The organism is Nocardia sp. NPDC006982 (assembly GCF_042869435.1).
Classification (GTDB): domain Bacteria; phylum Actinomycetota; class Actinomycetes; order Mycobacteriales; family Mycobacteriaceae; genus Nocardia.
On the sequence record NZ_JBIAFV010000020.1, the window covers coordinates 91,129 to 105,213 of the forward strand.

Below are 14,085 nucleotides of genomic sequence, written 5' to 3' on the forward strand. Positions count from 1 at the left end.
ATTCGATCATGAAGTGGTGTTCTGGTGCGGAAGCATGTGATCCACCCCGTACCTGTCGAGCTCGGCCAGGACTGCAGCGCGGAAGTCCATGTAGTCGCCGCCGTTCACGCGGACCGACTGCAATGCCTCGAAGATCGCGTCTGCTCGGATACCGCCGAAGCTGCTGCGTGGTTGCGATGGTTCGGCACCGATGCTTACGCCCTCCATGACCTGCTGCGTCATGGCGGGTACATCCCAAAGGAAAGTCTCAGGGTGCTGCGTCTGATATTGCCGCAGCCAGTCGGCAACCCGATAGGCGTGCGATATGTCCTGCACATAAACGACGATACTGTCCGTGCTCAGTCTTCGGGGGCCACCAACCTTCGCGGCGTAGACGCCGGGGAATTGATCAGGGCGGTCCACCACTTCGTGCACGATGCCGCGCAGGAGAGCTGGGGTCGAATCGCCCTGTGCATTTATGTACACGCGATAGCCGACGTCAGGATCTGCGTCCATGCGGTGGTAAAAAAGAAATCCGATGTCCCACGGATTCACCTCGCGTGCATTCTCGGGTGTAAGGACCTTCTCGGGTCCCCGGCCGTGTTGTATGACAGCTTGCTGACTGCCCGGTGCGCGGTTGCCGAGAATATCTCCCAATTCTCCGACGAAGGCGACCGGATCGGCTATGGTATTGTACTCGGGCGATTGGTGATATTTGACGTACACATCATTTCGAACCCCAATTAAATCCTGTTCCGCCCAAATTTTCTGCATAAACTGTTCCAGGTTCTCGCGGGACAGCGGCGGAGCTTCCAATCCCTGCTGCTGATACGAGAAATCACGCACCGCCATCAGCTCGTCGAAGGTCATGCCCGGCTGCACGATCTCGAGGAACTCGTCGAAAGACAGGTCGGGCCGTGCAGCCCTACGTACGGCTTCCATCGTCATATCCGGGGGCGCTATTCGCGCGAACTCCTCGAGCGACAGATCAGGACGTAGTGCCTGGTGGACTTCCTCGAATGTCATTCGCGGAACCATGGCCTGGTGCAATTCCTGCAGCGTGCGGGGGCGGTCGAATACCTCCGGGAATCTTTCGACAGCACGATCGAAGATGGCCGAATCCGGATGCCCCGCTGGCCACAACTCACGGGACGATTCGCCCGCAGGGGGCGGTATTTCCTCGTCGAGTGGCTGCGTGCGCTGCGGCTCCCCGTCGCCTTGGGTGTGGTGGTCCGGTGGCGGTGTTGTCGCTTCGTCATGTGCGCGCTGGGACCCGGCCTCCGAGTCGTGCTCGGGCGGCACGAATTCTTCTGTATGCGGCGGGGTCTTTCCGGTGTGCGACGGCTCGCCAGGATCCCGTGCGCCCGGTGTGTGTTCGGGCGGCGGTGGAGTTGCTTCGTGGTCGGGTGCACGCGGAGGCCAGACCAGCTTGTCGCCGTTTGGGGAAGCGGGCTCGTCGGGATGCCGTGGGGCTGGGGGACCCGGCGGTGTCTCCTCCTCGCCATGCGGCCGTTGCGGCTTGACCTGTGGCTCCTCGCTCGGTGGATGCTGAGAATACGGCTCAGGTTGATCGGAGTTCTCGCCCGGGGAGCGTTTGAGGTAATCGGGCAGTTCGTCCGGCTCGTACATTTTGTAGGGCTCGCGTGAGGGCACGGCCCCCGCGGGCTCGGGCGGATCTGTTTTGCCCCGAGTGGGGTCGGGTGGCGTGGTCCCGTCTTCCGGTTGCTGTGGCGGGACACCTCCGTCGGACCCGCCCGGGTCTGGACGCGCGATCGGCGGTTCGCCGGTGCGTGGGGGAAGTGCCTCGGGTTCGTCGGTCGCCGGTTTGGCGGGTTTGCCGCCCGTCGGGTCACCCGGTCCGGGCGCAGTGGAGTCTGGGCGTGATCCTGTTGGGCCGGGTGGCGTGGTGCCGGGCGGCGGGGTGCTGGTGCCGGGAGGCGTGCCTGTGCCCGGCGGTGTTGTCGTGGGGGGTGGGGTTCCCTGCGGTGGTGGCGTAACGCGTCGGGTTCCGTCGGGCGCTGTGGGGTGTGGTGGCGTGCCTGGTGTCGTGGGCGGCGTGCCCGTCGTCGGCGGTGGTGTAGTGCCCCCTGGTGGTGTAGTGCCGGCTGGTGGTGTAGTGCCGGCTGGTGGTGTAGTGCCGCCTGGTGGTGGGGTGCGGGGTGGTGGTGTAACCCCCGGGGGCGACGCTGGTGGTGTGGTGCCTGGAGGTGTGACAGGTGGTGTGGTGCCCGGGGGAGTGGCCGGTGGTGTGGTCCCAGGGGGTGTGGCCGGTGGTGTCGTGCCGGGTGGCGTCGTGCCCGGGTGCGGTCCACTACCGCCGGGCGGTGTGCTGGCCGGAGTTGTGGTCGAGGTCGAGTTCGACGACGTCGATGTCCTACTACTGGTCCGCACCACCCGGGGCGGCAGGGGCCGGGCGAAGATGGTCGCCGAACCGACGAAGCCGCCGACGAAACCCTGGAGTACCGCGGTGCGCATTTCCTTGGCATCCGGGATATGTCCGGTGACGAGTATCCCGGCGCCCGCACCGGCGACCGCGCCCGCGACACCGCCGACCCCGCCGATCAGCACTCCCGCGGTGACATGCGCGCCGTAGCGGACGAGATTGGACTCGGACTTCCCGGCGACCTTGCCGAGGAACTTGTTGATTCGGGGAGCCACCCGCGAGGCGAAGCGCGCTCCGATGCCACCGCCGACGCCGCCGATGATCGCGGCATCTCCGACCATGCCCAAATCTATTTCGTCCCGGTGGTGTAATACTTCTTTCTGGTAGAGCTGGGCCCCGGCATTGACGGCGGCGGCAGTACCGGCACCGAGTCCGGCCCCGATGGCGGTGGCCTTGGCCAGCGGAATACCGCTGCGCTTGGCGGCACAGTCCAGCCCGACCTTCTTGACCCTCCCGAAGTACCGTCGGGCGCTCGCGGCCCACGACGCTTCGGCGGCCGCCCTGTCCTCGGCCGCCTTCACGACACCCGGGGCGGACAGCATGGCATCCACCACCAGCTGGGTCAGCAGCGCGATTCCGGTTCCGATCACCTGCAGCTTGGTGAATTCGCAGTCGTTGGCCTTCTGGTAGCACTGTTCAGCCATGTAGTCGCAGTAATCGGCCTGGTTGCGCAGATCGTCGCCGAGCTGCACATTCCTGGTCGCCTTTGTGTCGGCGCTGAAGCCGTGGAGGGCCGTCTTTTCCGTAGCGGACGCCGTATCGTGCCGTGTGGCGAGCTTGCGGCAGCCGTCGCCGCCCGCCGCCCAGTGGTCACCCTCGCGGCGCAACGCATCCTCGTCGCAATCCGGCCAGTACCCCGCCAGGGCTTCGACCAGCCACTTCGGAAAGAACGCTGGCAGCGTCAGTGTCACAGCGCCGCACCCGGTATCGCGGTTGGTTCCGCTGGCGGTCCCGGAACTTCTGTGACAACGTCGGCGACAACCGACTCAGCCACGAATGCCCGACGCGCCGTTGCGATCATGTCGTCGGTGATATCCGGATGAGCCAGAGCGATAGTGATCAACGCGGAGTCCGTATCCGGTCCCAACCCCACGTGCATCCGCATCGGCCGACCGCCGACTGCCGAGGACAGTTCGGTCTCGAAGGTGCTGTTCCGCGCTTCGGCGGTGTGTCCACCGCCGAAGCTCATGGCGTCGCCGACTTCCGTGCAGTGTCGATCAGTAAGTGGTGCAACACCTTTGCGGGCGCTGCTGCCTCGGAACCGTTGATCTGCACCTCGGTGAACGCGTCCGCCACCGCCATCCCGGCGTCGAAACGGCCGTTGTGGAATCCATAGCCGCTCAGCTGGGCGCGCCACTGCTCGTACTCCGAACTCGACGCGGTGTCCACATTCTCGCGCAGTATGGTGCCTCGGGTGCGCGTGAACTCCGCGATCAGCGCATCCTGAGCCGCCTGTCTGGCACGGAAGCTACCGGCGACATCGAGTGCGTGTCCGAGTTCGCGGACCATTGTCGAGTACACCGGCCGCCGGTCCGACCCGCGCGCGAGTTTTCCAGAATGCGTTGCGCTACGGATGTATTCGGCGAATACCGCGGGATTGCGGGCGACCACGGTGTCGAGCACGATGCGACGGGTGAACGGCTCCGGACCGGTGGCTCCCGCGACCCAGTCCCATTCCAGGCGCGTGGCGGATTCGGCGGATTCGGCGATCACTATCTGTCGCAGATCGACATACGGGTACTGGGTGAGCACGTCGTCCAGTGCCGCCGCGATCTCCCGGATCGTGTATCCATCGACAGTCGGATCGTCGAAACCGACGAGCTCGAGATCATGTCGATCGGACAATTTGCGTGCTAGCAAGGCATTTTCACCGAGCGACGCACCATCGGCCGCCCATGGATGACGCGCGCCGGATTTCCCTTCGGCGCCGAAGGCCTTGCCCGCCGCCTTCGCCGCCGGACGGGCTTGCTGCTGGTGTTGCTCGGGCAGGTGCGGCGCGGACATCCGCGGCGGCGTACTCGACGGCGCCGATACCTGCGGCGCGGTGTTGGTCGGTGCAGGGGTCTGGGCAGGTGCGGCGGCCGCGCCCTTCGGCGCGGGGGTGTCCGATGTGGAACCGGTCCTGGACGCAGTTTTCGACCACGGTGTATTCGGCTGCTGGCGGTCGGCCGCAGGCGCATCGACGGCTGGTCCGGCAGTGGCCGGTGGCGCTGAATCATCTGCGGCGGTCGCCGATTCCGGGCGGGAACCGGAGGTGTGAGGAGTATCCGGCAAGCTGGCACCCTGACCGAACGGACTGTTCAGATCGGGTAGGCCGTTTCCGTATCCGCCCCCCGGTGCCGTCCCTGCGGTGGATGCGGGAGGCGGCTGTGCACTGACTGAGGTATCGGGCGTGGCGGTCGACGACGGCGTGGACCGATCGCTGGTTGCGGGTGGCGATTCGGTCGGCGACCGCGTGGCGACGGGTGTGGAGTTCGTCTCGACCGGCTTCTGCCAGCCCTGTCCGTATTGATCGATCGGCATGTTCGAGTCAACGCTCGGATTATTGGAGGGTAATTGCTGCTCGGTGTCACCGATCGCCCGAGCGGCCTCGCGATCCTCGCGGTCGAAGCTGTCTACGAGGTCGCTGACTACCTTGCCCTCTTCGCGCAGGCTCGCGACCGTCTTCGCCAGGCTCGCGATGCCTTTGTCCCTATCCGGCACATAGGTCTCGGCGAATGCCTGGCCGGGAGCATCCTTGCCCCAAGGTTCGCCTTCGCGCGCGAGCGCGGCCTTCAACTGGTCGAGTACGCGCTGCGCTTCGGCGCCTATATCCTCGAATTCCGGAACCAGCGCACGAAGTCGCTCCTCATCGACTTCTAACGAGTGCGCCACATCGACTCCTCACGCCTACTGCGGTCAATTCTCCCGCGCTCGACATAGTCTTCCCAGGAATGGGAGTACTCAATCGGCGCGCACACCGTCGTTCTCGGCGGAGTTGCGGGCATCGCGCCAGCTCGGCGCCCCTGGCACAAGATCGGGCAGATCTGGCATCAGCTCGGCGGTGTCGACGATCGGCGCGATCAGTGCGTCATGTTGCGAGCGCGCCGACCGCGCCGCGGCCTGCGCGGCCTCGACAATCGCTCGCCCGACATTCTCCGGCTTCGCGCGCATCGCCTGCGCGGTCAATCGCACGTCGGTGACCACCCCGGCACCGTCCACGGTCACCTCGACCAACCGATCGGATGAACTCGCCTGTACCCGCAGTGCGTCCAGTTGCTGCTGGATCTCGGCTAGCTGAGCCTGCTGTTTCTCGTAGACATCCATGGTGTAGTCGATCTGATTTCGCATACCGTTGTTCGCCGATCGCAGGCTTTCGAGCTCCCATTGGTCCATTACGGCTCCCACCTCGTTCATCGCTGTCGGCCGACCGGGCTCGGCATCCGTTCGGGGGGATTCGTCGGTCCGCCATCGATCGCGCGGGTCCAGCTTCCCGCAGCGGGAGTTCAGTCGGTATTTCCCGTCAGTGGGAAGGATTGACAATGTTGAGAACGGCGGCAGGAAAGGGTCTGATCGAAGAATGCCGGAACCCAGCACGAATATCGACCCCGCGGTGCTGCGTCAGTTGGCGCAGCAACATGAGCAGGTCGGGCGCGATACTCTTGCGTGGGCGGAGCCTCCGCACGCGTGGCTGGCGAGCTTCCAGTCGACCTATGGAACGATCGCGGATCCCGTTCGCCAAGCGCTGGTGAAGTATTACAACGCCCGCGAACGCGCTGGTAAGGCGCTGGCACAGGAGCACTTCAACACCGCGAAGTCGCTTCGGGACTCGGCCGATTCCTATGAAAACGCCGACCATGAAATGGCGTCGAACCTCCGAACAATCGGACAAGGCCTCGGGGGTCCGCACAGCGAGCCGACGTCCAACGGCTTGGACCCGAATACTCAGCACACCCCGCCACCCGCCGGCCCCGGGGGTGGGCCCGGCGGCGGACCGGGTGGCGGACCGGGCGGAGGCCCTACGTCGACCGACAACCCGATGGCCCCCGCGGCATCGAATGGTTCGACGCCGACGAGCGCGGCACCGGGCGGGCCCGGCGGCCCATCCAGTTCGCCGGGCGCGATTTCGCACCCGGATCAGACGACTACAACCGGTACATCCGACGTGACAGCGGGAACCACATCACCGTCGGTATCAGGCGGGCCACTCGGCTCCGGACCGGGTGTGGGACCGCTGTACGCCGGTTCGGCGGACGATCGCGGTTCAAGTCAGCCACCGACCGGTGCCAGCGCGGCCGGCGATGCCAGCCCGATGCCGGTGTCGGTGTCGGTGCCGGTTGGCACACCGTTCGCCTCCGCCGTCGCCGCCGCGAAGGATAAGGAGGCCGAACCGGCCTACGTGGTGAGCAATGCAGTGAACGACGATTTGGTACTGGCCAGGACCCTGCTCAGCAGTGTGCTCGCCGCTGTCGACTCGCCGGTGGGTATGGCCTGGGCGGTCGCGGTGATGCGCGGTCCGGCCGGCGCCGGTGTATTCATCACCTCGAACGAGGGCCGCGGCTGGCTGCCCGCCAAGCTCTACTTGCCACGCGAAGTCTCGACGCCCTGGTCGTGGGATGAACTACTCGGGGCCGATGCGAGCACCTCATCCTGGGAAAGTGTGTCGGATCCCGCGCGGGTACTGGTCGAGTTCGGCCTGGCCTGGGGTCCAAAGGCGAATGCGAGCCTGTCGGCGCTGGTCTCCTCCGGCCCGATCGATCCCGGTCTGCGCACTCAGCTGAGCGAAGTGGCGATGGAAGGACTCGTCGGCCCGACCTATGACGTCGACTTGCGCGAGTTCACCCCTGATACCGCGGACCGGCTCGGTCTGGTCGGTTCCCCGACCGCGCTGCAATCCGTTGCGAGCGTGTCGGATCAGCAGGTGCGCGAGCGCTGTGTCCAGTTGGCGACGGATGCGCACACCCGGGTCGGCCGATCGGTGGCCGCCAGCGCCGATGCCGCAGGTGCGCGGCAACTGCGTGACCGGATTCTCTCGGCCGTGCGGGCCGGGCAGAGCGTATCCCGGCAGCTGTGGGACGAGCTGCGCGATGCTGACGATCTGCTGGCCGCGTCGATGCTGTCGCGCCGGGTAGACGTGGGCCGCGTCGGACTCGGTGACCTGCGGGTCGACACTGAATCTTCCGCTTTGCGTGACATGATCTTCGAGCGCCGATGCAACGAATTGGTGTTGTTGCTGGCCGAGGAGTCGGAGCGGCAGAACCTGCGCGACGCGATCTACGCACACGAGCAGATCGTGGGTCATCCGCAGTTCGTGGAGGTTCCGGCCGCGGTGTCGGTTGGCGAGGACGAGCGCGTCTCCCGTCCGGCGGGAGCCGCGGTCAGTGCCCCTGCCGTCAGTGCTCCCTCGGTCAGTGCCCCGGTTACGGCCGGACCGCCGGCCGGGGCGGTGGTCGCGCCAGCCGCTCCGCCGCCTGTTGTGGCACCGGATCGGCAGTAGGGTCACAGGTGTCTGCCGCTGAAGTTCGGCGGCGGCAGTCGGGTGTCGTAGGCGATCAGCCAGCGCGCGCTATACGGCACTCCAGGTGGGGGTGCCATAGACATTGAGTTTGTCGATGCCGCGCGCGGCTGAGTAGCCCAGTCCGACTGCAGCGTAACGCCAGGTTGCTCCGCTCGATTCAGCTACCCAAGCGAGGGCCTCGACGGCCTCGGTGGTGTCGGGATGCGAGTTCGTATACGAGTCCGGTCAGGTCTTGATGTCGCCTCGCATCATGGTGAGCCCGAGGCAGGGCCATTTGCGCAATGTGTACAGCAGACGAAGAAGTTGTGGTGGGGAAGCTTCCCACTTCGACACCACAGCGGACGAACTCGGACAGCACTTCCCGTGCCGGATCGCCGAAGTTGCGGACCACCTTCATCGGCACGGGGACATCGTTGTACCGGGGCCTTCAGATCACCTCGTGGCTCGGTGGGGTCGGGCGGGTCTCCATCGTCTTCTCAGAAGTGGGAAGGCGGCACGAAAAGTATGAAGAACGGGAACCTATCATTCACAGGAGGAGGTGGCATGCGAAAAGAACTGGGCGTCAACCCCGCTGTGCGTATGACCGTACGGTCCGGTATGCCCGTTCGAGCGGTGTCAGGCCCATGCCCTGTCGCCGAGGGGATGGCTCGTCGTATGCCGGGCGCCTGGCGGGAAAGTGGGCCCGAGTGATGCATCCGTATACGGTGTCGGCGCTGGAATCCAGTCGGGCGCTGGTGCATGCCGCCGATGACATGCTGGAGCGGATCGACCGGATTCGCGCCCGACGCCCGTCCCCCACCGGCCGGGTTATTCCAGAACTGGACGCGATGGGCAAACTCACCGATCTGTACATCGCCCCCGGAACGATCGCGCACGCCGCGGGCATGCAGGAGTTGGTGGCCGACATCATGGCAGCGATTCGGGACAGCACGACCGACGCCGCGCGGCAGCACGAAATTGCCGTCAAGGAGACGACCTGGCCCGAGGCGCCGCGGCCGCAGCCGTAACTTGTCGGTGCGATCGACGATCCCAGGAGTGATGCGGTGACGGATCAGGATATCTCGGACGACGTTGGGGCCGAATCCCCGCCCGATTGGCGCAACCTTGTGTACGAGGCGTTCAACCCCGGCTATTCGGTTGGTGTGGCCTGCAACCGCAGTGGCACGATCGTTGGTCTACATCTCGGCGATGAGGTGGGGGAGCACACGGACGACTGGCTAGCCAGTGAGATTTTGCGAGTCGCTCGCCTCGCCTACCTGAAGTCCCGGGTCGGTCGCCGTGCGGAGCTGCTGCACAACGGTGGGTTACCGCGTCTGGCCGACTCATTGGGATTCCCCACCGAAGCCGAGTACAACATTATCGAGAAGGCCGAGTTCGGTGACGGTTTCTGATTCCGGCCGCCCGAGACCGGCACGGGCCTGAGCAGCTTGTTCTAACTCCTCCAGCCGCCTCTCCGCTCTCCCCAGGGGTGGGGATGTGCGAGAATGGCGACATCGCTCGGAGTGGAAAGAGTTCGTCTATATGGACAATTTGAATCAAGATCCGCAAAATCTGCGCAGCCGGGGCAGCGTCCACGGCGGCGCTGTAGGCTCCTTTCTCGAGCGGGCGAAAAACGATCCTGATTATGAGGCCAATTTTCATTCGAATCTCGGTTACGCGGCCGACGCGTTTCTGGTGAAGCTCGGTCGGCGATACCTCGAGGCTCGTGGCGCCGGTTGGACGTCGGTGGCGGATGGCCATCAATATATGGACGACACTGCGCATTCGGCCGCAGGTGCACTAGAGGGCGCCGATGGCGAGGGTGGTGCGACCGTCCGCGGGTCGGCGCCGGAGGTGTGAAGCCCTAGTGGTCCGACGGGTGTTCGGATAGGAGGATTCGGTATGGCTGTTACCGGCTCGCGAACAGTTCGGTGGCCTCATGTGATCGAGGATTGTGCTGATGGGTGGGGCATCCGGGATGGCTGCCGAATGGTCACCGAGCGCGTAGATTCGGAAACTATCGTCTCGTCAGGCAATCAAACCAATGGCACCGGGATAGGGTTTGCAAGCGCTGCGGCAATTTTTCCTGTCGGGGGTGAGGCATGACCAATTACTACGTGGACACCAGTGACGGTCAAGAAAAAAAGGACTCGAAACCGCCCGCGTCGGGTTTCTACACCGCGCAGGAGGGGACCGGCCCGGTAACCCTGTATGAGGTGAACCCTGATGGGGGGGATCCGAAAAAAATAAAGACCTGGGACCGTCCCAGTGACATCGATTACCTTGTTACCCCGGATGGCCACGCATATGGGGTAAGGAATGTCAATGGCACCATCGTTATCAACCCCGACGATAGGAAGACCGACCACGATCAAACACCGACCAAAAGTAAAGCCGAGCTGGCGGCGGAAAAGGAAAAGAAAGACTTCTTAGGGGCCGACAAAAAAGACTTCAAATCGGGCGACGATATCAGTGAGTTCCCGCTGAAGATTCGAGTTCCCCCGGGTAGTGCTTCGGACGACCTTAAGACATTCATCGATTTGGCGAACTTTCGTCTCGCCTATTTGATGTTCCAAATGGGTAAGGGCAAGAAGCCGATCGCCTTCGACTCCCCCAAGAACGGCAAGGATACTAACCACTTCGATGACGACCTGAGCGGCAACTTCTACGACAAAATTGGAGACGGCGCAGAAGTTGAAGCAAAAGGGGCGTCGGGCGCGACCGAAGATGGATATCAAAAGGCTTCGGATTTTCTCCACGAACTGACCGGTGAGTGGCAGCGAATGGATGATAAATTCGAGCTGGAGAACAAGGAACTCACTTACGATAATTACCGTACATACCAGCGGATGTACGACAAGATTCAGCAGACCCACGACGATATCTGGGCGGTACTCCTAAAACCTCATGCCGGATACTACGGCGGGAGTACTTTCAGCGAAGACAACTTCACAGCGCCTGGTATACAGAACAGAGTCGAGGAAAAGCCCATTTACGGCCTCGTCAATCAGGCGATCGAGTACTGCAGGGGGCAGGTCTCCGACTACGCGGACCGAGCCGAGGAACGCGCAGACAAGTTCGGGGATTTCCCTGGGTTTGCCAGTCCCGCTCCTGCTCCTGCTCCTGCTCCCGCTCCCGCTCCCGCTCCCGCTCCCGCTCCCGCTCCTACCCCGACGCCGACGCCGACGCCGACGCCTACTCCGACTCCTACCCCGACGCCCTCTCCCAGCGACGCCGACTACAGCAATACCTACAAGGATCTTCTCGGCGACGGTTCGGATGCGACCACTGCCGGCGGCACGACCGACGGCACCAGCACCGATACCAGCGGCGCGAACAGTGGCGTCGCGGCCGCGATCAATTCGGCGATAAGCAAGCTCGAGGACAGCGCGAAGGGATCCAGCGGCAGCAACCAGGCGACCCAGGCCGGATACAACACCGGTAGCGGCGGTTCTTCGGGGTCCGGCGGCATGGATATGAGCTCGATGATGCTGCCGATGATGATGTCGCAGATGATGCAGCAGATGGCGGGGAACAACGGCCAGGACGACCACAACCAGCGCGAGGAACAGGACCGCGAGGAGCGGCGCCGGCGGCGCAGGGAGGAAGAGCAGCAGCAGGCCGCGGCGCAGGCCCAGGCTCAGCCGGCCGTCGCCTCGAACACGCCGACCAATGTTGTTCAAGCGGACGCCAGTGCCACACCGCCGCCGGTGGGCGCCGATGGTCGGTCGATGGTCGATATGAAGCTGCCCGACGGCACGACGCAGAAGGTGTCCTCGGCGGTCTCGCAGGCCGTGAACAAGGAACTCAACAATCCGAACGGCAGCGATGCCAGGTCGGCCTACGCGGGCACGACCGGGCAGCCCTCGGCGGGCAGTCCATGGGTTTCGGTCGATAGTGCCCACCTACAGACCGGTGACGTCGTGCAGTGGGCGAATCGGAGTGCGATCGTCGTGGTGGAACCTTCGGGGCTGGAGGTCATCGTCAACGGCCAGCTCGTGCCGTTGGACCCGAACAATCCACCCGACGGCGGCACCGGCGGCTACGGCGAGTTCCAAGGATTCTTCCACCCGAGTGGCGCCGATCTGGACAAGTCCGCACAGCAGCCGCAAACGCCCGCGACGCCGAGCGCGCCCGGTGTCACCGCGGCACCGGCAGCACCGACAGCTCCGCCTGCGGTTACCGCGCCGACGATCTGATACGCCGCCGTGGTCCCCTGAACCAAAGGGGACCACGGCTGGTTGGGGCGCAGGGCGGTCTTGCTGTGGAAACAGCTCGCGTGGCGGTTCCCCGCTAGCGGTCTGATGCGGGCGTCGTGGTCGCCTCGAGTCATTGGAGATCGCAGCTGTTCGGGGCGAAGTCGGCTCTGCTGTGCGAGCTGCTCGCGCGGCGGGTTTCGCGCTATCGGTCCGACGCGGCATCGTGTTGCCCTCGAGTCATAGCGGACCACGGCTGTTCGGGTGCAAGTCGCCCTGCTATGTGATAGCTCACGTTGCGCCTTCCGCGTGGGCGATCTGACATGGCACAGCGGTCGCTCTTATAAAATTCTGCGGGCTATGCACGTCGGCCCGAAGCGGAAGCTGATCCGGCGCCGATCGGTATTGGACGCGACACCCTGCCGAAGCGTGCGCCCCTGCAGATGGGATCCGTTTCGTGCCAGCTCAATTCGGCCCTTGCCGCGACTCGGCAGGCGATGTCGTCTGGCGATGCGGAAGGAATAAACCTTCGATTACGCCTGTACCACAGGCGAATCCACGGTGACCTCGTCCTCGGGATCGTTCTCGTGCGTTTCGTCGGTATCGGTATCGGTATCGGTCGCAGCCGTTCCGTTCCGATTCACCGCGCGTCGGACATTGGCGCGAGCCGACACCGGGGACATATTCGCCACCGGCGTGGCCGATCCAGGCGTACTCGCGCTTGCCGTCGCGGCCGGTGCGGGTTGGCCTGCACTGGGTGCTGCCGCAGGCGCGGGGGCAGGACTGCCCGGCGCGGCGCCGGGTGCTGCCGCCTGCGGCTGGGCCTGGCCCGTCTGCGCGGCGTCCTCGGCCGCGTCTTTGTCCTTGTCTTTGTCCTTGTCTTGCTGCTTCAGCAATTGCGGCAACTGCGCCACCAGTGGCATTGCCATCATGGGCAGCATGCCGAGCATCGACACCAATTGCCCGAGCCCGCCGTCGCCGGAGCCCCCACCACCGGCACTGCCGGATCCGGACTGGCCACTGCCGCCGGAGCCACTGCTGCCGGAGCCGTTGTTACCGTCTCCGGCCATATCGTTGTTGAGCTGGTAGACCGCTTCGACCTTTTCGTAGACGAGGTCGATCGCCTCGGCGACCAGCTTCATGAGGGCCACCTCTCGAGCGGGTTTGAGCTTCCCACTCCCAGCGGCCTTCAGTTTTGTCTGGAGTTCGGCAACGATCTCCTTGATCGCGCGCAGCGTCTCGTCACTGCCCGCGGCCACCACGATCGAGGTCTTCATGACCTTGGTGTCGTAGGTCAGCAATGCGGTCTGCCTGGACTGGACCTTGGCCAGGGCTTCCTCGTACTGCTTCTTCATCAGGCTGTCGCCGATGCTCTCGTAGATCACCGGTCGCAGTAGGTCGTCGACTTTGGGCGGCAGGTCGGGGGTACCGCGTCCTAGCAAATCGACGGCGGTTTGGATGGCCTCTTCGGCCATGGCGATGAATGCCTTCAAACCCGCCGACGCGCCCGGCGGCGGTGTCAGCTCCACCGTCCAGTAGTGGCCGGTTTTGGCCTTGCTCGACGTGGCGGTAGCGGTATTGGTTGCTCCGGGCGGTGCGCCGAGCAATGCGGTGGCCGAGGGGGAACCAGGGGCGCCCGGGGGATGGCCCGAACCGTCAGGGGGAAGCTGGCCGGACGGATCACGGGGCGGCGGACCGGCCGCACCGGACCCCTCAGCGGGTGGCTGGCTCCCCGGGGGACCGGGCGGTGGGCCGGCTGGAGCACCAGGCGACCAACCCAAAGGACCACCGGGGCCCGCGGCATTGCCAGTGGTGGGAGAACCGAAGAGCGTTTGCCAGGTCTCGGCCGCGGTACCCGCCAGTTCTGCCGCCATATCGTCGCCACCGCCTCCCAGAAGTTGTTCCCATTGTCGTGTCTTCCCGCGGCTGGGAAGATGAATCATTCGCGCAATTGCCTCATAGTCGTTGTCACTACCCGAAATTCGGGGGCG

At 64.7% G+C, this 14,085-nt stretch carries 10 protein-coding genes; 5 read left to right on the forward strand and 5 right to left on the reverse strand.

Annotated features, from left to right (window positions below; translation table 11 throughout):
- Window positions 1-6 precede the first annotated feature (6 nt).
- The 4 genes from ACFYOW_RS42900 to ACFYOW_RS42915 form a co-directional block, all read right to left on the reverse strand.
- Entirely contained in the window at window positions 7-3,333 is a 3,327-nt protein-coding gene (locus ACFYOW_RS42900) for a T3SS effector HopA1 family protein (protein WP_387296730.1), read from the reverse strand.
- Window positions 3,330-3,611 (reverse strand): hypothetical protein, encoded by a 282-nt coding sequence (locus ACFYOW_RS42905; RefSeq protein WP_387296731.1) that lies wholly within the window; start codon window positions 3,609-3,611, stop codon window positions 3,330-3,332. Before ACFYOW_RS42905 ends, ACFYOW_RS42900 begins: the two co-directional genes overlap by 4 nt.
- Window positions 3,608-5,296 (reverse strand): hypothetical protein, encoded by a 1,689-nt coding sequence (locus ACFYOW_RS42910; protein ID WP_387296733.1) that lies wholly within the window; start codon window positions 5,294-5,296, stop codon window positions 3,608-3,610. Before ACFYOW_RS42910 ends, ACFYOW_RS42905 begins: the two co-directional genes overlap by 4 nt.
- A gap of 69 nt (window positions 5,297-5,365) precedes the next feature.
- On the reverse strand, window positions 5,366-5,797 hold the full coding sequence (locus ACFYOW_RS42915) for a YbaB/EbfC family nucleoid-associated protein (RefSeq protein ID WP_387296735.1): 432 nt from the start codon (window positions 5,795-5,797) through the stop codon (window positions 5,366-5,368).
- A 184-nt stretch (window positions 5,798-5,981) separates the two neighbouring features.
- On the opposite strand from ACFYOW_RS42915, the gene ACFYOW_RS42920 reads away from it, so the two are divergent.
- The 5 genes from ACFYOW_RS42920 to ACFYOW_RS42940 all read left to right on the forward strand — a co-directional run bounded on the left by ACFYOW_RS42920 (window position 5,982) and on the right by ACFYOW_RS42940 (window position 12,097).
- Window positions 5,982-7,898, forward strand: a complete 1,917-nt coding sequence (locus ACFYOW_RS42920) for a type VII secretion target (protein WP_387296737.1) — start codon at window positions 5,982-5,984, stop codon at window positions 7,896-7,898.
- 710 nt (window positions 7,899-8,608) lie between these two features.
- A complete protein-coding gene (locus tag ACFYOW_RS42925; RefSeq protein ID WP_387296829.1) occupies window positions 8,609-8,926 on the forward strand; it encodes a hypothetical protein in 318 nt (105 codons plus the stop codon).
- Window positions 8,927-8,962: 36 nt separating this feature from the next.
- Window positions 8,963-9,310 (forward strand): hypothetical protein, encoded by a 348-nt coding sequence (locus ACFYOW_RS42930; RefSeq protein ID WP_387296739.1) that lies wholly within the window; start codon window positions 8,963-8,965, stop codon window positions 9,308-9,310.
- 85 nt (window positions 9,311-9,395) lie between these two features.
- Entirely contained in the window at window positions 9,396-9,758 is a 363-nt protein-coding gene (locus ACFYOW_RS42935; RefSeq protein WP_387296741.1) for a hypothetical protein, read from the forward strand.
- Window positions 9,759-10,000: 242 nt separating this feature from the next.
- Window positions 10,001-12,097: a hypothetical protein gene (locus ACFYOW_RS42940; RefSeq protein ID WP_387296743.1), complete on the forward strand. Its 2,097-nt coding sequence runs from the start codon at window positions 10,001-10,003 to the stop codon at window positions 12,095-12,097.
- Between the two features lie 530 nt (window positions 12,098-12,627).
- Here ACFYOW_RS42940 and ACFYOW_RS42945 read toward each other — a convergent pair.
- Window positions 12,628-13,968 carry a hypothetical protein gene (locus tag ACFYOW_RS42945; protein ID WP_387296745.1) on the reverse strand — a complete coding sequence of 447 codons (1,341 nt, stop codon included), beginning with the start codon at window positions 13,966-13,968 and terminating at the stop codon, window positions 12,628-12,630.
- Window positions 13,969-14,085: the final 117 nt, after the last annotated feature.

What these genes read in the sequence shown, in the direction of transcription:
- ACFYOW_RS42940 (WP_387296743.1), top strand. Translation starts at nt 10,001, where the DNA reads ATGACCAATTACTACGTGGACACCAGTGACGGTCAAGAAAAAAAGGAC.
- ACFYOW_RS42915 (WP_387296735.1), bottom strand. Translation starts at nt 5,797, where the DNA reads ATGGACCAATGGGAGCTCGAAAGCCTGCGATCGGCGAACAACGGTATG.
- ACFYOW_RS42945 (WP_387296745.1), bottom strand. Translation starts at nt 13,968, where the DNA reads ATGGCGGCAGAACTGGCGGGTACCGCGGCCGAGACCTGGCAAACGCTC.
- ACFYOW_RS42905 (WP_387296731.1), bottom strand. Translation starts at nt 3,611, where the DNA reads ATGAGCTTCGGCGGTGGACACACCGCCGAAGCGCGGAACAGCACCTTC.
- ACFYOW_RS42920 (WP_387296737.1), top strand. Translation starts at nt 5,982, where the DNA reads ATGCCGGAACCCAGCACGAATATCGACCCCGCGGTGCTGCGTCAGTTG.
- ACFYOW_RS42925 (WP_387296829.1), top strand. Translation starts at nt 8,609, where the DNA reads ATGCATCCGTATACGGTGTCGGCGCTGGAATCCAGTCGGGCGCTGGTG.